We start from the raw sequence: 21842 nt of genomic DNA on the forward strand, positions 1-21842 counted from the left end.
TAAAATATCTTTAAATATTAAAAAACTTGTAAGTTCATTATGTAGCTTGCAAGTTTTTTTGATTACCGCTAATCCCTAAATTATAGGACATGAAATTGACTAAAGAACGTCTTTATATACTACTATCATTTTTTTCGATTTATGTCATTTGGGGCTCCACATATTTATTGAACAAAATTTTAGTTAGTCAGTTAGCACCTCTATATGCTGCTTCTATTCGATTTATTACCGCAAGTATCTTGATTTTCACTATTGCCAAATTTTTAAAAATCCCTTTAAAAATCACAAAGCGACAATTACGAAATACAGCAATTGCCGGTTTTTTGTTTTTAACCATCGGAAATGGTTTAGTCGTTTGGGCATTAAAGTCTGTTGATAGCGGTTTTGCTGCTTTAGAAATCTCAGCACAACCCTTGGTTGTATTAATACTATTACGAATTCTAGAAGGTAAAAAGATTCAACCCATGTCTATACTAGGTGTTGTAATTGGGTGTATCGGTATTTATTTATTAGTCAGTCAACGTGAAATGATTGGAAAAGAAGGTATGGTTACCGGAATGATTATGATTTTTATCTGTATGCTAAGTTGGGCCTATTGCAGCCTGTTTGTTTCAAAAGCCGACTTACCTTCCAACTTTTTTGTTAACACAGGGTACCAAATGCTATTTGGAGGTAGTATATTATTAATTGGCAGCTTTGGTGTTGGTGAAGAACGACTCCCTTTTTCTAGCTGGAATACTGAGATCATCAATTCCATGGGAATACTTATCATTTTTGGAAGTATCGTTGCTTTTACTGCTTTTAATTATTTATTGAGTAAGGTATCGCCTGAAAAAGTAGCGACCTCAACATATGTAAATCCAATTGTAGCTCTAATGTTAGGATGGTACTTTTTAGGTGAAACCTTTTCTATGCAATCCATAATAGCCGCAGCAATTTTACTTACTGGAGTCTATTTCATTAACACCAAAAAGAAGATTACAATTTTTAGGAGGTTTAATAAAGACGTGTAAGTGACAGGACTAAAATATTGGTAATTGAGTTTTTTTTTTGAATATTAAATTTTTACACGGACTTTAGCCTTTAAAAATAAACAATCGCTCTAAAGCAACCTTAGGAGCTAAATTCTCCGCATGCCATGAAAATGTTGTTTTTGCCGGCTTTTCCCAAACACACTCAAAATCTTCTGGTGCATTATATTCACTTATAAAAACTTGGTGACCCGCTTTACTTTGTTGTCTGCACCATTCCCAAAATTGCTCGTGGTTGAATCCGTCACGATACTTCGTTGTAGACTCATACGGAGGATCACAATAGATGATACTTTGTTTTGGAATCTCTAATTCCGTATACGATTTACAAGATAAAATGACACCTTCTAAATTTGGGACTTGTTTAGTAATATTTCTATAATGTTCGCTCCAATAATCACGTTTACCTTGCTTATCTCGCCTGTAACCCGAAAACCATTTACCTCCAAAGGAATTAAAACCAACATAACTGACTAGATGTTTTGGATATTGGTCTTGGTTGGTTCTTATTTTCTTGTAGTCGTCTTCGCTTACCGATTTTGGTGGATCCCAATTCTCATAAATCAATGCTTGCCACATCTCCATGAGTTCCTGGTGTTGGTCATTGGCAATTCTTATGCCATCAACTTTATCAATCATGTTCATACCTCCTGCAAAAGGTTCGAGATATGTTTGTTTAGGTTTTCGGTCTTTTAGAATAATTGGCAATAAATCTTTGGCAAAACGCGCCTTACTTCCCATGTATTTCATTACTCGCTTTTCATTTTTAATTGAAACATAGAAGTAATAGCAAAAGCCAAAAATGCAGGTAAAACCCAACCCAAACTTTGATTTGCAAATGGAATATAACTCGTTAACGTTTTTAAACCTTCTGATGGACTAATAAAACCAACAACATCTGGAATACTAAATATAAACGTAGCAATTACAACGGCCCTAAAAACTAATGATGTCGCTAATTTTTCGGGCAATACATTCAACAAAATTAGTACAATCGTAATAGGATAAATAAACAATAACACCGGAATAGCAACGACAATAATTGAATTAAAATCGAGCTGACCTACAACCACTCCTAGAACACTCGCCAAAATTGCTGTGACAACATAAACAGTTTGAGAATCGTTGAGTAAACCTTTAAAATAATCTGCAGCACCAGCTATAATTCCAATTGCAGTGGTAAAACAAGCCAGAGAAATTAAAATGCTTAAAACGGTATTTCCAAATTCACCCAAGGACGAAATGCTAATATCACGCAATAAATTAGCCCGTTGCATATCACTACTTAATTCTGAATTGATATTAATTTCAGAGCCATAATAAGCACCAATAGCAATTAAACCAGCGTAAATTATAAATAATGCCAAACCGGCTATAAATCCTGATTTTCGGATTAAAGTCCGCTTAGAGTTGTAAACCTCAACCTCCATGTTTTTAAAATTCAAGGATATAATAATCACGGCGCCAACAACGACAGCTCCAATGGCATCAAAAGTTTGATAGCCTTCTAAAATCCCTGTAATAATTGGTGTTTCAAACTGAGCGATTCCTGTGTTTAGTGACGAAGAAAATAAACCAATTACAATAACAGCCAGTAACATCAACACTATAAATGGTGTTAAAAACTTTCCAATAAGACCCAATATTTTAGAACGGTTAAGCACAAAAACTAAGACCAGCGAAAAATAAATAGCACTCGTAAGTAAAGGAGAGGTTCCGAAAGCAGGAAAAATAGCAATCTCATGTGTTGCTGCAGCTGTTCGTGGAGATGGAATTGCAACTGCAATAACATAAATTAAAATACAATAAATTAAACTGAATGCAGGAGATACCTTTTTTCCGAAGTCATATAAAGTTCCTTGTAATCTGGCATGTGCGAGAATTCCAAAAATAGGAATTACCACGGCCGTAATCATAAAACCAATCGTAACCCAAATCCAATCTTCACCAGAATTATAGCCCAATAAAGGAGGTAACAACAAGTTTCCTGCTCCAAAGAATAAAGAGAACAAAGCAAAACTTGTAATTAAGAGTTCTTTACGTTGAATATTCAATTATTTGGTTTTTTTAAGTTCTAAATCTCCAAAATCGAAACTGAAATCGGTAATTGGCGCAATATAATTCATGGTAGCGGAAACTGCTTCACCTTCCTCATTAAAAGTAAACTGAACATAAACATCTGCATCGTAGCTTCTGTTATTCCATTTAGCAACAAAGGTTGTCGCGTTTAAAGGTAACAACTCTCCAATCAATCTTGTAGAACGTTCACTCTTAATAGTGTACCCTTTTTTTACATCATGAGAAACAATGACGTCTCCAAACCAATCGTCCGTATAAGTCCCAACAATCTGTTCTGGTTTTGGCAAACTTTTAAGTTTTTTTGCCTTTTCAACTTTAGAATAAACAGCAGCTTTTATACTATCGTTATATGTAATATAATCTGTATTTCGATCACCATATTTTTTTAACCAATTTCTATCTTCGTAACCTAAATACGAATCTTTAATTGTATTTGTGATAGTATTAAAAGCAGAACCATTCATTTGGTTGGTTAATACCACTATTCCTAAATCGAGATCTGGAATCATTGTAAATTGTGTCACAGTTCCTAATAATCCACCTGTATGATAAACTTGTTTATGACCACCTTTTACATCAGCAAGAAACCAACCTAAACCATAACCTTTAAAATTAGAATTATAAGAATCATTTGGAGACACACTTAATGGTGTTTGTAATTGCCAAAGCTCGTGAAATTGTTTTTCGCTCAATAAACGCTCACCATTTAAAGTAACAGCATCATCCATTAAGAATTTTGCCCAAGCCAACATATCTGGCACATTACTCACAATACCACCTGCAGGATTTGCAGTTTCACTCCAATCGTGAGGAATCTGAATCACCTTACCTTCAGCCATTGTATGCGCATCGATAATATTAGATTTATCCGAAACACGGTTGTAAGACGCCTTACTACTCGTCATCCCAACAGGTTTCATAATTTTGGTTTCAATAAATTCTTCCCAAGACAAACCACTAACACGTTTTAAAACTTCACCTGCGATAATAAACATATTGTTGTTATATGCAAATTCGCTTCTAAAAGAACTTTCAGGCTCTAGGTATTTCACATTATTAATAACATCATTAATATCGAAATCGCTTCCTTCAGGAAAAAACATTAAATCTCCTGCTCCTAATCCCATGCCACTGCGATGTGTTACTAAATCTCTAACCGTAAAATTTTCAGCTACCCAAGCATCATATAGTTGAAATTCTGGAATGTGCTGACGTACTTTATCGTCCCAATTTAATTTACCAGCATCAACCATCATGGCTAAAGCAAAACACGTAAATCCTTTACTATTTGAAGCGACACCAACCAAAGTTTCGTCGTTCATATCCTTTTTATTCGTTAAAGACCGAACTCCATGACCCTTAGCATAAACTACTTTTCCATCTTTAAAAATCCCAACAGATATACCAGGTACATCAAAAGTGGTTAAAGTTTCTTTAATTAAAATATCAAGTTGCGCTTCTTCAATTTGAGCTGTTATTGAAAGAACACTTATAAAAAAGATAAAAGTGAGTAGTTGTTTTCTAATCATTTGTATTGTTATTTATTAGATCGTCCGAAAAATTTTTAAAAGCATTATTATACTTAATTACAATACCAATTTTGGCATATAATCCCATCGAATTATCATTAATAATTACTGCAATGGGTAAATATACTAAATGTACAAATGATTATAGGTAGAACTATTTTCAAAATTTATCTTTGCAGCTATGATTTTAGACTATAAAAACAGCAATATTCATTATACAGTCTACGGACAAGGTTCTTGTATTGTTTTACTTCATGGGTTTCTTGAAACTGTAGAAATGTGGGACCAATTAATTCCTGACTTATCAAAATCCCATCAAGTTATATGTATTGATCTTTTAGGACATGGCAAAACAGATTGTTTAGGCTATGTACATACCATGGAGCAAATGGCTGATGCTGTTTTAGCCGTTTTAGAATCTTTAAATGTTGAAAATGCTCATTTTATAGGCCACTCTATGGGAGGTTATGTGGCTTTGGCTTTGGCAGACAAACATCCTAAATTATTTAAAGGACTATGTTTAATGAATTCTACGTTTGAAGCCGATGACGAAACTAGAAAAGAACTTAGAACTCGAGCTTGTAAAATGGCACAGCAAAATTTTGAGGTTCTTGTTAACTTGTCATTTTCTAATTTATTCACGCCAGAAAGTAAAGCTAAATTTAATATCGCCTACAAAAAAGCACTTCAGATAGCGTTACAAATATCACTTCAAGGCTACATGGCTGCACAAGAAGGCATGAAACTAAGACCTAATTGTTTTGAACTTTTCAAAAACTTACCATGTAAAAAATTAATTATTATCGGAAAAAAAGATACCCTAATTAATAAAGACCAACTTATTCTAGACATTAAAGAAACAGATATTGATTTCATAGTGTTTTCTGAAGGACACATGAGCTATATTGAAAATACTAAAGAATTGACTTACAAATTATTACTCTTTATCGAAAATTAAAACCCTTTAACGTTTTGTTTCAATTATTTTTATAAGTTTATGATATGAAATAAAAATATATTGTAAACAAGTTTAATATGGCACCTACTAAAATCTTCTGTGATTTATTTGGTCATAATTATCAAATAACCAAAAAAGTCACCAACCACGTAAAAGAGTACACTTGTAAATGTTGTAAAAAACAACTCACAACAAATAGCAATGGTAAACTTACAGAGCTAACACCGAAACATCAAGATATAAACTCGGCTTTAGAACGTATTTACAACAACAGATTAATACTTTTAAAGCAAAAAAGACTCAGTTCGTCGATTTATTAATTGCGACCAACCTTTAAGCAGCTAATTTTCTTATATTTAGAATCCCTGACAATTGATCCTAAACTCTCTAAGAAAACTAGTTAATGAAAAATGTTTATTGCTCATTATTTGGCCACGATTATAAAGTGTCCAAAAATGTTACTTATCATGTAAAAGAGTATAAGTGTAAAAATTGTAAGTCTGAAATGACCATTGATGGCAATGGAAAATTTATTCCCTTAACACCAAAATTCAAAGAAATTAACACCGTATTAAATCGTGTACATAATAAGCGTCTAGAAAAAGGACAAAAGCTTTTTATGATTGATCTTTAAGTGCATTCCAACCTTTAGCAATAATCGGAATTTTTTCATCTCCTCGTGTTACCAAATGCATTCCTCTGTCTTCTTCAGTTATATATCCAATAACTGTTAAATTTGGATTGCCTTTAATTTTAAGAAAATCGTCTTGAGCAATGGTCATTAATAATTCGTAATCCTCACCACCATTTAAAGCAATTGTAGTACTGTCTAAATTAAATTCCTCACAACTAGAAATCACCTGAGGATCTAATGGAATTTTCTCTTCATAAACATCTGCTCCAACCTTACTTTCTTTACACAGATGTATAACTTCCGAAGAAATACCGTCACTAACGTCAATCATACTCGTAGGTTTAACGTCTAGCTCTTTTAGTAATTCAACAATATCTTTTCGAGCTTCAGGTTTTAACTGACGCTCAATGATATAAGTGTACATTGATAAATCTGGCTGATTACGCGGATTTACTTTAAACACTTCTTTTTCACGTTCTAAAATTTGCAAGCCCATAAAAGCACCACCAACATCACCAGAAACAACCAACAAATCATTTGGTTTTGCACCAGATCTTAATACTTCCTGACCTTTTTCTACTTCACCAATAGCCGTTACAGAAATAATTAAACCAGAAGTTGAAGAGGTTGTGTCACCACCAACCACATCTACATTATACAATTTAGCTGCCATAGTAATCCCTGCGTACAACTCTTCTAGAGCCTCTAAAGGAAAACGATTAGAAACCGCTATAGAGACAGTAACTTGCGTGGCTACAGCATTCATAGCGTATATATCAGAAAGGTTAACCACTATAGCTTTATAACCTAAATGCTTTAATGGAGCATAACTTAAATCAAAATGCACACCTTCTACCAACAAATCTGTAGAGACCACCACTTGCTTCTTTCCAAAATTAAGCACAGCAGCATCATCACCAATCCCCTTTATAGTAGATTTATGAGTCATTTTAAAATGTTTAGTTAAATGCTCTATGAGTTTAAACTCACCTAATTCACTTAACGGAGTACGTTGCGGGTTTTTATCTTCAATCATACTGCAAAAATATTGTGCTTTTTTTGAATAGTATCTATTTAATACCAAATTTATTAATTGGATTAAATATTAAAGACGCAAAATCACCTATAACCCATTGTGCAAAATGACCTACTACAACATAAACGCAAACTAATTATGATAGAGGAGCTTCAACCGTTATTCAGTTTATAAAAACGAGTGGTTATTTTGATGAGAATTCTTTAATCACAAACTACTTTTTATGTCAAAATCTATAAAATTGATGTATTTCATCGAAAAAACACGTATTTCGACCTGATTTAAATATGATTTTATTTAATTGCAAGCCCCAAAATACCCTAAATTATGAAACCTACTTCTACCAGAGTTTTACCATGCGCCATATTTGGCCATAACTATGAAAGATCCAAAACCAATATGGACCATACAATTGAACTTACATGTTCAAATTGCGGTACTACAACTGTTACAGATCATCATGGAAATTTTGAAACAAATACAGTTCAAAACAGCCAAATTAAAGACACTTTAGAGGAATTATATCGCTTAACACGTCGTTATCCAAAGACAAAAATCGCCATATAACAGTACTCTTTTCTGTTAACAAGCCAAAAACATTGCAAAAGTGTCGTTTCATCTAACAACACTTCCCTAGACATGTATTGCCTAATATTCTTATATATTATTTCAAGGCAAGACACAAACACGCTTAATTGTAAACCCTTATTTTCAAAATTATATAAGCTTTAATAGTTAAACCTTATCAGGTCATATGCTAATATAATGTTAGCTCCTATTGTAATGCATTTGTTATATCGTATATTTGCATTTTATTTAGAACTAATCTAGATTAACTGGTATGATTAAAGTATCTGAACACGCAAAAAAGAAAGTCATAGAACTTATGACTGACGACGGCTACAACCCAAGTACAGACTACGTAAGAGTCGGTGTTAAAAGTGGTGGCTGCTCTGGTTTATCTTATGATTTAAAATTTGATAAAACCCAAGCCGAAGATGACAAGGTTTTTGAAGTTAACGATATTAAAATAATCGTAGACAAAAAGAGCTTTCTTTATCTCATTGGCACTACTCTAGAATATTCTGGAGGCTTAAATGGAACTGGCTTTGTTTTTAATAACCCAAATGCAAATCGCACATGTGGATGTGGCGAATCATTTTCGTTATAAAAATCCTATTTCAACCTTCTTTAAATGAAGGCTATTACAAACAACTATAAAGAATTATGTCAAAATATACTGAAGACGATTTAAGGGAAGAATTAAAAACCAAAGAATACGAATATGGTTTTTTTACAGATATTGAATCTGAAACCTTTCCTATTGGATTAAATGAAGATATTGTTCGTGCTATTTCTAAGAAAAAAGAAGAGCCAGAATGGATGACGGAATGGAGACTTGAAGCTTTTAAACTCTGGAAGGAAATGGCTGAGCCAGAATGGGCAAACGTACATTACAAAAAACCAGATTTTCAAGCCATTGCTTATTATTCTGCGCCTGTTGCTGTAGATCCCAATAAAACTTTAGACGATGTAGATCCAGATCTTTTAGCGATGTACAAAAAGTTAGGTATCTCAGTAGATGAGCAAAAGAAAATGAATAATGTAGCTATGGATATCGTAGTTGATTCGGTTTCTGTTGCAACAACATTTAAAAAAACATTGTCTGAAAAAGGCATTATTTTTATGAGTATCTCGGAAGCTATTAAAGAGCATCCAGAACTTGTAAGAAAATATATTGGTACCATTGTACCAACAAAAGATAACTTTTATGCGGCTTTAAATTCGGCTGTATTTAGTGATGGGTCTTTCTGTTATATTCCAAAAGGTGTAAAATGTCCTATGGAATTATCAACTTACTTCAGAATTAATCAAGGAGGAACAGGTCAGTTTGAAAGAACGCTTCTTATTGCAGACGAAGGTAGTTATGTGAGTTATTTAGAAGGTTGTACAGCACCAAGTAGAGATGAAAATCAATTGCATGCAGCCGTTGTGGAGCTAATTGCTATGGATGATGCTGAAATAAAATATTCTACGGTACAAAACTGGTATCCAGGAAATGCAGAAGGAAAAGGTGGAGTTTACAATTTTGTAACCAAAAGAGGACTTTGTGAGAAAAACGCAAAAATTTCTTGGACACAAGTTGAAACTGGTTCTGCTGTAACATGGAAATATCCTTCATGTATATTAAAAGGTGATAACTCTGTTGGTGAGTTTTACTCAATTGCGGTAACTAATAATTACCAGCAAGCAGATACAGGTACCAAAATGATTCACTTAGGTAAAAACACAAAATCAACTATTATATCTAAGGGAATTTCAGCTGGTCATTCACAAAACTCTTATCGTGGATTAGTTCAAATTGGTTCTCGTGCAGATAATGCGCGTAATTTTTCACAATGTGATAGTTTACTTATGGGTAATGAATGCGGTGCACACACGTTTCCATACATAGAAGCAAAAAATAAAAGTGCTATGATTGAGCACGAAGCCACGACAAGTAAAATTGGAGAGGATCAAATATTTTACTGTAACCAAAGAGGTATTGATACAGAAAAAGCAATTGCTTTAATCGTTAATGGTTTTAGTAAAGAGGTACTCAATAAATTACCAATGGAATTTGCTGTAGAAGCTCAAAAATTATTAGAAATTAGTTTAGAAGGTAGTGTTGGGTAACACACTTCTTAAGTAACGAACAATACATATTAATATGAAAAAAACCTACCTAATTATCATCCTTGCTTTGGTGGTATTCGCTTGTAAAAACGAAACTAAATCAGAAGTAAATCTAGAAGAGAATCGTGCAAAATCTTACGATCAAAACGACGGAATTATTACTTTAAAAGGAGACTTTGTTTATTACGGAGATGCAGCTGTGTTGCAAACAACTGGTGAAATTTACGGTGTGGTAATTGATGAGAACATGAAATTGCTAGAAGCGCAAGTAAAAGCATTTAAAACAGAACCTACAGATATGGTTCCTGTTACAGTTCGAGTTAAAAAAACAGAAAAGAATAAAGACGAGGAAGGTTGGCAATACCGCGTTGAAATAAAAGAAATTTTAAAGGTAGAAGCACCTGATCCAGAATCAAAAGACGTTATAAAATTAGCAAATTAAGACTATGTTAAAAATAAATAACTTGCACGCAAGTATAGACGACAAAGCCATATTAAAAGGCATTAATCTAGAAGTAAAACCAGGGGAAGTTCACGCTATTATGGGACCAAATGGTTCAGGAAAAAGCACCTTGGCTTCTGTAATCGCAGGTAAAGAAGATTACGAAGTTACTGAAGGTTCTATACTGTTAGACGATGAAGACATTGAAGAATTAGCTGCAGAAGAACGCGCACACAAAGGTGTATTCTTATCGTTTCAATACCCTGTAGAGATACCGGGAGTTAGTGTTACTAACTTTATTAAAACAGCGATAAACTCAACAAGAAAAGCAAAAGGCTTAGAAGATATGCCTGCTAAAGAAATGCTAAAATTAATTCGTGAGAAATCCGAATTATTAGAAATCGATCGTAAATTTTTATCACGTTCTTTAAATGAAGGTTTTTCAGGTGGTGAGAAAAAAAGAAACGAGATTTTTCAAATGGCAATGTTAGAGCCTAAACTTGCTATCTTAGATGAAACAGATTCAGGATTAGATATTGATGCACTTCGTATTGTTTCTAATGGAGTTAATAAACTAAAATCTAAAGACAACGCTGTAATTGTAATTACACATTACCAACGTCTGTTAGATTATATCGTTCCAGATTTTGTTCATGTTTTATTAAATGGAAAAATTGTAAAATCTGGTGGTAAAGAATTAGCACATGAGTTAGAAGCTAAAGGTTACGATTGGATTAAAGAAGAAGTAAACGCATAATTTAGTAAGTAGTAATAAGTCTATATGGAATACAAAACCACTAAAGACTAAGAACTAACGACTAACAACTGACAAACATGAGTTTAAAAGAAAAATTAGTATCGTCATTTATGGCTTTTGAAGACACAGTCGATGTGAACTCGCCCATACATGACATTCGTACTGAAGCTATAAAGACCTTTGAAGCAGAAGGATTCCCTACTAAGAAATTAGAAGATTGGAAATACACATCGTTGAATTCAATTTTAAAACCCGATTACAGCGTTTTTCCTACGATTGAAAACGACATTGAATTTAAAGATGTAAAGAAATATTTTATACATGAAATTGATGCTTATAAAATAATTTTTATCGACGGAAAATATGCTTCGCACTTATCACAAACCACACATGACGGTTTGGATGTATGCTTAATGTCTGCTGCTTTAACAAAACCAAAATACAAGGTGATTATTGATAATTATTTCAATAAAATTGCTACAAAAGACGGTTTATCTTCTTTAAATACAGCATTTTCTCATGAAGGTGCATATATTAATATCCCAAAGAATAAAGTCGTTGAAAAACCGATTCAAATCATACATTTTTCTACAGGAAACGAAGCTGCAGTAATGCTACAACCTCGTAACCTAATTATTGTAAATGAAAATGCACATGTTCAGATTATAGAACGTCATCAGAGTTTAACAGACAATCCTGTTTTAACGAATTCGGTGACTGAAATATTTACTAATAAACGTGCCATTGTAGATTATTATAAAATTCAGAATGATAAGCAGAGTGCGTCATTAATTGATAATACTTACATTAATCAAAAACAAGAAAGCTTAGCTAAAGTGCACACGTTTTCTTTTGGTGGAAAATTAATAAGAAACAATCTTAACTTTTATCAAAATGGTGAGCGTATTGATTCCACAATGAAAGGCATCACCATTATTGGAGATAAGCAACACGTGGATCATAACACTTTAGTGCATCATATTGAGCCAAATTGCGAAAGCCACCAAGATTACAAAGGTATTTTTAACGACAGCTCAACAGGTGTTTTTAATGGTAAAGTTGTTGTTGAAAAATTAGCACAGAAAACTAATGCATTTCAAGCTAACAACAATGTTTTGATGAGCGACAAGGCTACCATCAATACCAAACCTCAACTTGAAATTTTTGCAGATGATGTAAAATGTTCTCATGGTTGTACTATTGGTCAGTTAGATGAAAGTGCTATGTTTTATTTACGTTCTAGAGGTATTCCAGAAAAAGAAGCACGCGCTTTATTAATGTTTGCATTTAGTAATAACGTTATGGATTCAGTTAAAATACCAGAACTTAAAAATAGAATTACTAAGATTATCGCTAAAAAATTAGGTGTAAATATTGGGTTTGATTTGTAAAGTTTAAATAAACGGTTCTGGCTAGTTTCATTATCTATCTAGGCTAATTATACTTGAAATTTTAATATAAAAAAAACCTCAAAGATTTTAAAACCTTTGAGGTTTCAGCTTTAAAAGAAACACATGTTAGACGTACAAAAAATAAGAAAAGACTTTCCAATCCTTAATCGAACGGTTAATGGAAAACCACTCATTTATTTCGATAATGCTGCAACTTCGCAAACCCCTCAGCAAGTCATTGATGTTATTGTAGATTATTACAGTAATTACAATGCTAATATTCATAGAGGCGTACATAGTTTAAGCCAAGAAGCAACGGATGCTTACGAGCAAGCACGTCTAAAAATTCAGAAACATTTTAACGCTAAGCACGCTCACGAGATTATTTACACAGCTGGCACAACGCATAGCATTAATTTAGTGGCTAACGGCTTTTCTTCACTCTTAAAAAAGGGAGATGAAATTATTGTTTCAGCATTAGAACATCATAGTAATATTGTGCCTTGGCAAATGCTTTGTGAGCGTACAGGAGCGGTTTTGAAAGTCATTCCCATGAATGAAGATGGCGAATTAGTTATGTCTGCTTATGATGCCCTTTTAAACGAAAACACCAAGCTAGTTTTTGTTAATCATATTTCGAATGCTTTAGGAACTATAAACCCTATTGAATATATTATAGAAAAAGCACATGCTGTTGGTGCAGCTGTTTTGGTAGATGGTGCACAATCTTGTCCGCATTTAAAACCAGATGTTCAGGCCTTAGATGTTGATTTTTATGTATGTTCCGCTCATAAAATTTGTGGTCCAACAGGCGTTGGAATGCTTTACGGAAAAGAAGCGTGGCTTAATAAATTACCACCATACCAAGGAGGAGGCGAAATGATTGCCGAAGTTACTTTTGAGAAAACAACCTACGCAGATTTACCACATAAATTTGAAGCAGGAACACCAAACATCGCTGGCGGCATTGCTTTTGGAGCTGCTTTAGATTATATGAATGGTATAGGTTTTGAAAATATTGCCACATACGAAAATGAACTCTTAGCATACGGAACTGAGCAATTACTTAAAATTGAAGGTCTAAAAATCTATGGCACAGCAAAAGAAAAAACATCTGTAATTTCGTTTAATGTTGCTAATATTCATCCTTATGATATTGGAACCATTTTAGATAAAATGGGAATTGCGGTACGTACAGGTCATCATTGTGCACAACCAATAATGGATTTCTATAAAATTCCCGGCACCATTAGAGCTTCGTTTATGTTTTATAATACTAAAGAAGAAATTGATGCTTTTATTATTGCACTTAAAAAAGCAATAATGATGCTATCTTAAACTTTGGCATTAAATATGTAACTTACAGTGATAAACAATATATAGATGAAAATTTTACTTAGTTTATTCATGCTTTTAACCACATTGAATTCTTGTGATTCTTCGAAGAAAGCTATTGAAAACAGCAATAAGATGCAACAAACACTTTCTGGAACTTATTATATAACCCAACTTGGAGATACTGATGTTTCTACTAACAAGATGGTTATTACTTTTGATGATGCCACAAAGAGCGTCTCAGGATATGCAGCTTGTAACAATTTCTTTGGAACTTATCAAACCGAAAACAACACCATAAAATTTGGAACTATTGGTTCGTCAAAAAAAATGTGTCAAAAAGATATAATGGCTTTTGAAAATCAATTTTTTAAATCTTTAAATTCGGTTAATTCATTTTCAATTAAAGACAGTAGTATTTCTTTTTCAGAAAACGACAAGATTTTAATAAATGCAACACACAAGGTCATAGATTTCCAAAAAGATTTAGCTTTAAATTCTACTGATAATACAACGGTTACTTATAAAGCTTCATCAAGAAATCTGTTTGATTTTGTTATCATTTCAAAATCTGAAATTTTAATCTACAAAGACAGAAACATTCAAAAAGCAAATAAATATAAAACTGAAACTGAAGATTGGGAAACGATACAACAGTTGATTGATGATTTGGATTTAGAATCTATTAAAGATTTAATACCACCTTCTAAAAAGTTTCAATTTGATGGAGCACCTCACGCTTCGTTAACCATAAAAATAGAGGATGTAGAATATCTTGTACCTACTTTTGATCATGGCAATCCACCACAAGCTATTGAAGCTTTAGTTAATAAAGTGTTATCCGTTAAAGAAAACACAGTTAAACAGTAGCTATTTTGTAATTTTGCAGAAAAGAATGAGACTATGACCATTGAAGAAGTTCAAAACGAAATTATTGATGAGTTTTCTATGTTTGAAGATTGGGAAGAACGCTACCAATACATGATAGATTTAGGAAAAGACTTACCTTTAATTGACGAAAAATACAAAACCAACGATAATATTATTAAAGGTTGCCAAAGCAAAGTTTGGGTTCATGCAGATTTAGATGAAGACAAAATAAACTTTACGGCAGATAGCGACGCTATTATTACAAAAGGGATTATTGCTATATTAATTAGAGTATTTTCTAATCAGCATCCAAAAGACATTCTTGAAGCCAACACTGATTTTATTGATGCAATTGGACTAAAAGAACATTTATCACCAACTAGAGCAAATGGCCTAGTAAGCATGATAAAACAACTAAAACTGTATGCTATTGCATACCAAACACAATTAAAATAAGTTTTTATTATGCTTACGCGAAGTTGGCATTTATTAAATATCTTAACCTCTCAACCATAAAATTATGAGTAAAGAAACTGTAGATACAGCAGTATTAGGAGAAAAAATATTAAGAGTCATTAAAACTATATACGATCCAGAAATTCCTGTAGATATATATGAATTAGGATTAATCTACGATGTTTTTGTAAATGAAGATTTAGAAGTAAAAATCTTAATGACCTTAACAACACCAAACTGTCCTGTAGCAGAAACGCTACCTCTAGAAGTTGAAGAAAAAGTGAAGTCTATTAACGAAGTTAAAAATGCTGAAGTAGAAATCACATTCGATCCGCCTTGGACTCAAGAATTAATGAGCGAAGAAGCAAAATTAGAACTTGGAATGCTTTAAACAAGCAGACCATTTTCAGTTGCTAATCTTAGTAATAGATTTAGACATCCACTCGAACTCTAGATATAAAAATGGAAAACGAAATAATTAATAGAGTTGCCAACAGCAAGCTAAAAGTTATAGATTTAGAAGACTTTTATCCAAATGGTAAGCGTGTTCTTTTTGATATTTCAGACTGGTTACTTGAAGGCTTAGTACTTCGCGAAAAAGAGTTTAGAGCTTTTGTTTCTGCACATAATTGGTCGCAATACCAAGATTGTTATATGGCATTGCATTGCTCTACAGATGCTATTGTACCAGATTGGGCTTACATGCTAATTTCTATTGAGCTTCAAAACTATTCTAAACTGGCTATTGCTGGTACTTTAGAAAACTTAGAATCTATTTTATATGCTGAAATTATATCTAATTTAGATGTTTCAGAATACAAAGATTCTCCTGTAATAATTAAAGGCTGTTCTCACAAACCTGTACCTACAAATGCACTTGTATTATTATCGCAAAAATTAAAGCCAATTGCAAAGTCTATTATGTTTGGTGAGGCCTGTTCTTCCGTTCCTTTATTTAAAAAAAAATAACACCTTAAAATTGTGACTTTCTTAAAGTTTTAGGGTCTTAATAGTAGTGAGTAAATGATTTAAATCATTTCACTAAAATCAATAATCACTTATTTTTGTAAATTCAAATTAAAAAAAATTATTACTTATTAAATTTTAATCCATTATGAACAAAAAATTAATTTTATCAGCTTTCTTTTTAGTTGCTATGACCTTTGCATTTGCGCAAACTAAAGAAGAATTACAAACACAAAAATCTGAAAAACAAGCTGAAGCAGATAAGTTTCAAGGAGAAGCTAATGCTTTACAAGCACAAATTGATGCCCTTCCAGGTTGGAAATTGGGTGCTTTTGGTACTATAGGTGGTAGCTTATCTAATTTTAGCGAGTGGTATTCTCAAGCTGCTCCAAATAACTCTTCTGGAAACATTGGTGTTACTTTTAACGGTTTCGCGAATAAGATTGAAGACAAATATTTCTGGAGAAACTCATTAACAATGAACCTAAACTGGGTGAAGTTAGACAACAAAGATATCGAAACAGATAGCGAAGACTTCGAATCAACAACAGATGTATTCAATATATCTTCTCTTTACGGTCGTAAATTAAATGAAAAATGGGCTATTTCTGGTTTAGCAGAATATAGAACAACACTTTTAGATAACTTTAATGATCCCGGATTTTTAGATCTTGGTGTTGGTGCAACATGGACTCCAATTAATAATTTAATCGTGGTAATTCACCCATTAAACTACAACTTTGTATTTGCTGATAATGATGCAGCTTTTGAATCTTCTGCAGGTGCTAAAATTGTAGCAGATTACACAAGACAAATTGGAGCAATTTCTTTCAAATCTAACTTCTCAACATTCCAAAGCTATGAAGATAGCGATCTATCTAACTTTACGTGGACTAACTCATTTAGCTACAAGTTATGGAAAATGATTGGTGTAGGTTTTGATTTTGCGTTAAGAAGCAACAAACAAGAAGCTGCTAATTACCAAGCTGTTGATTTAAAAGATGCTGACAACAAGTTACAATCTTATTACACTGTTGGTTTAAGCTACGGTTTCTAACAACAACTTTTTATAAATAAAAACCTGTCTAGATGTTATCTAGACAGGTTTTTTTATGCCTTTATATTACTTTAGTTGAACTTTTTCTTCTTATTCTTTTTCTTAAAGAGTCTTTTTATAAAACCATCACGTTTGGTAGGTTCGCAATCTAAATCGCTTAAAACTTGTTCTGATGGTTTTTCAAACTTGGCTCCCGTTATAGATTTATAATCGCTATCCTTATTTAATTTCTGATAAAATTTAGCGAAAATTGGTAAAGCAGAATTAGCTCCTTGTCCCATTCCTGTAGACTTAAATCCAATACTGTGATTGTCGTTACCTACCCAAGTTATAGTCACTAAATTTGGTGTTAAGCCAACAAACCAGCCATCTTTATTGTTTTGTGTGGTACCTGTTTTTCCTGCAATTTCGTTATTTAAACCATACGTACTTCTTAATCGAGATGCTGTTCCTTTATTTACTGTAGATTTCATCATCTCTAAGAGCACTTGTCTTGTGTAATCACTATACGCTTCTTTTTTTGAGATTTCAGGCTTAAAAGTCGCTATAACGTTTCCAAATTTATCTTCAATTTTAGTAATAAAATATGGAGTTACCGCTTTACTGTTATTAAGATAACTTGCATAAGCACCTGTTAAATCCTTCAAGCTAATTTCTGCAACTCCCAATGCCAACGATGGTTCATTAGGAAGTTGCTTTGAAATACCCATTTTTTTAACTTGCTCTAACACTTTTTTAATACCAACTTCTTCCAATACCTTAACTGAAATGGTGTTTACAGAATTACTTAAGGCATTCTCTAGAGTATAATTGATATAAATATCTTCTTCATCACTTCCGGAATTGCTTGGTGTCCAATTATCATAATCCGTGTACGTTACTTTGTTTAATGAAAAATAAGTACATGGATCTAAACCATTATCAATAGCTGCTGTATACACAAAGGGTTTAAAAGTTGAGCCTACTTGTCGTTCGCTTTGCGAAATGTGGTCGTATTTAAAATAGCGATAATCTATACCTCCAATATAAGCTCTTACTGCTCCCGTGGTTGGCTCAACAGATAACATTCCAGTGTTTAAGAATTTCAGATAATGCTTTAAACTGTCTATCGTAGATATCTTTTTAATGGTATCCCCTTTCCAACGGAATAAATCTGTAGATCGTTTAACACTTAAGGAATCTTTAATTTGCGCATCGCTGAGTCCATTTGCTTTATAAGTTTTTACTTGAGGTAATTTAGCGATCGCACTTTTTAATAACTTAGAGTTGGTTTCCCAAGGCGAATTGTTACCATAAGACCTTTCAAAATTAGCCTGAAGCTTACTCATATGCTCTCTCGTTGCCGCTTCTGCCAACTGTTGCATTTTAAAATCTAACGTTGTATGAACAATTAAGCCATCCTTATAAAGATCGTATTTTTCACCTTCAGGATTTATTAATGTATCTAAAATAGACTCGAGTTGTTTCTTTACTTCGGCTCTAAAATAGGGAGCCAAACCTAAATCATGATTAAAAGATCGATAATCTAATTCTAATGCTTGATCTGAATAATAAGCTAGGGAATCTTGAGAAAGATAACCGTAATTTTTCATCTGACTTAAAACTATATTCCGTCGATCTCTACTGCGATCTAAATGCGTTCTAGGATTGTAATAGGTATTGGCTTTTAGTGTGCCAACCAAAGTAGCGGCTTCATTAACAGAAATATCTTTAACCGATTTATTAAAGAATTTAAGCGATGCACTCTCTATACCATAAGTATTATCTGAAAATGGAACGGTGTTAAGGTATAAGGTTAAAATTTCATCTTTAGAATAAACCTCTTCAATACGTTGTGCTACAATAGATTCTTTAAATTTATTGATAAGCATACTGAAAAACGCATAATCTGTCCTTCCATATAAATTTTTAGCCAACTGAAGGGTTATGGTACTTCCACCACCTGCAGATTTGTCTTGAAGAATTAAATTCTTAACAAACACACGCATTAGACTAATATTATCTATACCATCATGCTCATAAAAACGAGAATCTTCTGTTGCAACTAAGGCTTCAATAAGATGTTTGGGTAAATCTTCAAACGTTACAGGTTGCCTGTCGTAGATATAATATTTACCTATTAACTTCTCATCCTTATCTAAGAGCTGGGTGGCCTGTTCTTGTTTAATAGAACTAATGTCTTCTAAGCTTGCAACTTTTCCGAATAAACCAACATATATGCTAATATATAGACCAATAAGAAATAGCACAGCAACAGAGGCCAAAATAAGCATCCATTTTATCCATTTATTACTCCAGATTTTTTTTATCATAGACATCGTGCGACTTAGGTAAGCACTCATAAAGCATTCGTATAACTTGGTTATTCTATATCCTCAACGTCTGGATATAGAAAATGATTATATGGAAAGCGCGTTACGTGGATCTCTCTAACCTCTTGATAAACTCGTTTTCTAAACTCTTCCATGTTCTCTTTATTTATTGCCGAAATAAATAAAGCATTATCACCTACTCTAGACATCCAAGTTTTTTTCCATTCTTCAATAGTAAAATTGGCCTCTGTACGGACTTCTACCAAATCTTCTTCATCAAAAGGTTCTGGTTCATAAGCATCAATCTTATTAAAAACCATAATGGTTGGCTTGTCTTTACTTTTAATTTCGTCTAAAATCTGATTTACAGAATCAATATGCTCTTCAAAATTAGTGTGTGAAATATCTACAACGTGAAGTAGCAAGTCTGCCTCTCTAACTTCATCAAGTGTACTTTTAAAAGATTCTACCAATTGTGTTGGTAATTTTCTAATAAATCCAACAGTATCACTCATTAAAAAAGGCAAGTTTCCAATAACTACTTTTCTAACCGTGGTGTCTAGTGTTGCAAACAATTTATTTTCTGCAAAAACATCACTTTTACTAATCACATTCATTAAAGTAGACTTACCAACATTGGTGTAACCTACTAATGCGACCCTAACCATTTTACCACGATTACCACGTTGCACTGCCATTTGTTTATCTATGGTCTTTATCTTAGCTTTTAGAAGTGCAATTTTATCGCGTACAATACGTCTATCCGTTTCAATCTCGGTTTCACCAGGTCCACGCATTCCAATTCCCCCTTTTTGACGCTCAAGGTGTGTCCACATCCCTTTTAATCGCGGGAGTAAGTATTGGCACTGCGCTAATTCTACCTGCGTTCTCGCATAACTAGTTTGCGCACGTTGAGCAAAAATATCGAGGATAAGATTTGTTCTATCTAGAATTTTACAGTTTAAAATTTTACTAATATTTCGTTCTTGAGCCGGAGTTAACTCGTCATCAAAGATTACAGTACCAATATCATTGGCTTCTACAAACTGCCTTACATCTTCCATTTTCCCTGTACCAATAAAGGTTTTAGGGTTTGGTAGTGCCATTTTTTGAGTAAAACGTTTTATAACCTCACCACCAGCAGTATAGGTCAAAAACTCTAATTCATCTAAGTATTCTTTAGACTTTTCTTCGTTCTGATCTTGGGTGACAACACCTATAAGTACTGCTTTTTCTAAATTTATATCTTTTTTTTCTATCATAATTAATTAAAGTACAAAGTTAAGCAAATGGATTAGTCCTATTATTATTTTAAAAACCTATATTTAATCCTATGGATAATAATTCTAACCCTTATACTATTGCATTTTATAATATCGAAAATTTATTCGACATAAAAAACAATCCACACACACATGATAACGATTTTTTGCCAACATCCCAAAAACGCTGGACTCCAAAACGCTATCAAAAAAAACTATTAAAATTAGGCTCTATAATTCCTAAAATAGGAAATGAAGATAATCAAATTGCTCCAGTAATTATTGGTTTAGCCGAAGTTGAAAATGCAAATGTAATTTCAGACTTAATAAACAGTAAGAATCTAATAGAAGAAAACTATGATTTTATTCATTACGATTCTATGGATGAAAGAGGTATAGATGTCGCCTTACTCTATAAACCCGACATTTTTAAAGTGGAACATTCCGAAACCTTTTCTGTATATCTCGAAAATGAAAAAGGAATGCAAGACTACACAAGAGACATTCTGTTGGTACAAGGCTTATTAAATAATGAAAACATTAATATTATAGTTAACCATTGGTCATCTCGAAGAGAAGGGGTTAAGGAAACCGAATTTAAACGTATTGCTGGTGCAAATGCTGTAAATGCGATTATAAAAACGTTGAAAACAGAAAATTCTGATGCCAAAATTATTGTTATGGGAGATTTTAATGATAATCCAAATAGTAAAAGTATAAAACTACTCGAAGAAGAAAGTAATCTTTATAATCCATTTAAAACGGTCTGGTCTCGGGATAACGGTAGTCTAAGTCATAATTTTCAATGGAATTTGTTTGATCAAATTTTATTCACTACAAATTTCTTTGATACTAATAATTCAAAATTAATTTTTAGTAACGCTAAAGTTTTTAACAGTAAAATACTTACACAGAATCATGGTAAGTATAAAGGACAGCCATTTAGGACATTTGTAGGCAAAAAATATAAGGGAGGTTATAGTGATCATTTCCCCGTTTTTATTGAATTGAAGCCTTCTTAAAAAATACTATATCCCTTTGTCGATTAATA

General features: G+C 32.8%; 22 protein-coding genes. 16 read left to right on the top strand and 6 right to left on the bottom strand.

The annotated features are described in order from the left end of the window. Nucleotides 1-89 precede the first annotated feature (89 nt). A complete protein-coding gene (locus HM981_RS04350; RefSeq protein WP_179337348.1) occupies nt 90-1013 on the top strand; it encodes an EamA family transporter in 924 nt (307 codons plus the stop codon). Nucleotides 1014-1076: 63 nt separating this feature from the next. Here HM981_RS04350 and HM981_RS04355 read toward each other — a convergent pair whose 3' ends face one another. Genes HM981_RS04355 through HM981_RS04365 form a run of 3 tightly spaced genes read right to left on the bottom strand, consistent with a single transcriptional unit; the run spans nt 1077 to nt 4639 of the window. Continuing rightward, a complete protein-coding gene (locus HM981_RS04355; RefSeq protein WP_179337349.1) occupies nt 1077-1781 on the bottom strand; it encodes a DNA adenine methylase in 705 nt (234 codons plus the stop codon). After that, on the bottom strand, nt 1781-3085 hold the full coding sequence (locus tag HM981_RS04360; RefSeq protein WP_179337350.1) for a branched-chain amino acid transport system II carrier protein: 1305 nt from the start codon (nt 3083-3085) through the stop codon (nt 1781-1783). Before HM981_RS04360 ends, HM981_RS04355 begins: the two co-directional genes overlap by 1 nt. Further along, nucleotides 3086-4639, bottom strand: coding sequence for a serine hydrolase (locus HM981_RS04365; RefSeq protein WP_179337351.1), 1554 nt, complete (start codon nt 4637-4639; stop codon nt 3086-3088). It abuts the gene before it with no gap. Between the two features lie 181 nt (nt 4640-4820). Between HM981_RS04365 and HM981_RS04370 the strand changes: the two genes are divergently transcribed. Further along, nucleotides 4821-5597 (top strand): alpha/beta fold hydrolase, encoded by a 777-nt coding sequence (locus tag HM981_RS04370; protein WP_179337352.1) that lies wholly within the window; start codon nt 4821-4823, stop codon nt 5595-5597. 77 nt (nt 5598-5674) lie between these two features. Continuing rightward, nucleotides 5675-5917 (top strand): hypothetical protein, encoded by a 243-nt coding sequence (locus tag HM981_RS04375; protein ID WP_179337353.1) that lies wholly within the window; start codon nt 5675-5677, stop codon nt 5915-5917. A 297-nt stretch (nt 5918-6214) separates the two neighbouring features. Here the strand turns inward: HM981_RS04375 and thiL are convergent, their stop codons facing one another. Continuing rightward, the gene (gene thiL / locus HM981_RS04380) at nt 6215-7267 is read right to left on the bottom strand and encodes a thiamine-phosphate kinase (protein ID WP_179337354.1); all 1053 of its coding nucleotides are present in this window, start codon (nt 7265-7267) and stop codon (nt 6215-6217) included. A gap of 327 nt (nt 7268-7594) precedes the next feature. Here thiL and HM981_RS04385 point away from each other — a divergent pair, with 327 nt between their 5' ends. From HM981_RS04385 to HM981_RS04440, 12 genes are all read left to right on the top strand, one after another. Further along, entirely contained in the window at nt 7595-7834 is a 240-nt protein-coding gene (locus HM981_RS04385) for a hypothetical protein (RefSeq protein ID WP_179337355.1), read from the top strand. A gap of 274 nt (nt 7835-8108) precedes the next feature. Continuing rightward, entirely contained in the window at nt 8109-8438 is a 330-nt protein-coding gene (locus HM981_RS04390) for a HesB/IscA family protein (RefSeq protein WP_179337356.1), read from the top strand. Between the two features lie 56 nt (nt 8439-8494). After that, complete coding sequence (gene sufB / locus HM981_RS04395) at nt 8495-9943, top strand: Fe-S cluster assembly protein SufB (protein WP_179337357.1); 1449 nt, start codon at nt 8495-8497, stop codon at nt 9941-9943. Nucleotides 9944-9977: 34 nt separating this feature from the next. Beyond that, entirely contained in the window at nt 9978-10385 is a 408-nt protein-coding gene (locus HM981_RS04400; RefSeq protein ID WP_179337358.1) for a hypothetical protein, read from the top strand. A 4-nt stretch (nt 10386-10389) separates the two neighbouring features. Then, nucleotides 10390-11142 carry a Fe-S cluster assembly ATPase SufC gene (sufC, locus tag HM981_RS04405; RefSeq protein ID WP_179337359.1) on the top strand — a complete coding sequence of 251 codons (753 nt, stop codon included), beginning with the start codon at nt 10390-10392 and terminating at the stop codon, nt 11140-11142. A 77-nt stretch (nt 11143-11219) separates the two neighbouring features. Beyond that, complete coding sequence (gene sufD / locus HM981_RS04410; protein WP_179337360.1) at nt 11220-12533, top strand: Fe-S cluster assembly protein SufD; 1314 nt, start codon at nt 11220-11222, stop codon at nt 12531-12533. A 123-nt stretch (nt 12534-12656) separates the two neighbouring features. Next, on the top strand, nt 12657-13871 hold the full coding sequence (locus tag HM981_RS04415) for an aminotransferase class V-fold PLP-dependent enzyme (RefSeq protein WP_179337361.1): 1215 nt from the start codon (nt 12657-12659) through the stop codon (nt 13869-13871). A gap of 45 nt (nt 13872-13916) precedes the next feature. Beyond that, entirely contained in the window at nt 13917-14738 is an 822-nt protein-coding gene (locus tag HM981_RS04420; RefSeq protein ID WP_179337362.1) for an META domain-containing protein, read from the top strand. Nucleotides 14739-14771: 33 nt separating this feature from the next. Further along, nucleotides 14772-15194 (top strand): SufE family protein, encoded by a 423-nt coding sequence (locus tag HM981_RS04425; RefSeq protein ID WP_179337363.1) that lies wholly within the window; start codon nt 14772-14774, stop codon nt 15192-15194. Between the two features lie 64 nt (nt 15195-15258). Beyond that, complete coding sequence (locus HM981_RS04430) at nt 15259-15585, top strand: iron-sulfur cluster assembly protein (protein ID WP_179337364.1); 327 nt, start codon at nt 15259-15261, stop codon at nt 15583-15585. A 71-nt stretch (nt 15586-15656) separates the two neighbouring features. Then, nucleotides 15657-16163, top strand: coding sequence for a DUF2480 family protein (locus HM981_RS04435; RefSeq protein ID WP_179337365.1), 507 nt, complete (start codon nt 15657-15659; stop codon nt 16161-16163). Nucleotides 16164-16308: 145 nt separating this feature from the next. After that, nucleotides 16309-17217 (top strand): DUF3078 domain-containing protein, encoded by a 909-nt coding sequence (locus tag HM981_RS04440; RefSeq protein WP_179337366.1) that lies wholly within the window; start codon nt 16309-16311, stop codon nt 17215-17217. A 71-nt stretch (nt 17218-17288) separates the two neighbouring features. On the opposite strand, the gene HM981_RS04445 is transcribed toward HM981_RS04440, so the two are convergent. Then, a complete protein-coding gene (locus tag HM981_RS04445; protein WP_179337367.1) occupies nt 17289-19529 on the bottom strand; it encodes a penicillin-binding protein 1A in 2241 nt (746 codons plus the stop codon). Nucleotides 19530-19579: 50 nt separating this feature from the next. Further along, on the bottom strand, nt 19580-20791 hold the full coding sequence (hflX, locus tag HM981_RS04450) for a GTPase HflX (protein WP_179337368.1): 1212 nt from the start codon (nt 20789-20791) through the stop codon (nt 19580-19582). 71 nt (nt 20792-20862) lie between these two features. On the opposite strand from hflX, the gene HM981_RS04455 reads away from it, so the two are divergent. Then, the gene (locus HM981_RS04455; protein ID WP_179337369.1) at nt 20863-21813 is read left to right on the top strand and encodes an endonuclease/exonuclease/phosphatase family protein; all 951 of its coding nucleotides are present in this window, start codon (nt 20863-20865) and stop codon (nt 21811-21813) included. Nucleotides 21814-21842 lie beyond the last annotated feature (29 nt).

It is taken from the genome of Winogradskyella ludwigii (assembly GCF_013403985.1).
GTDB lineage: Bacteria > Bacteroidota > Bacteroidia > Flavobacteriales > Flavobacteriaceae > Winogradskyella > Winogradskyella ludwigii.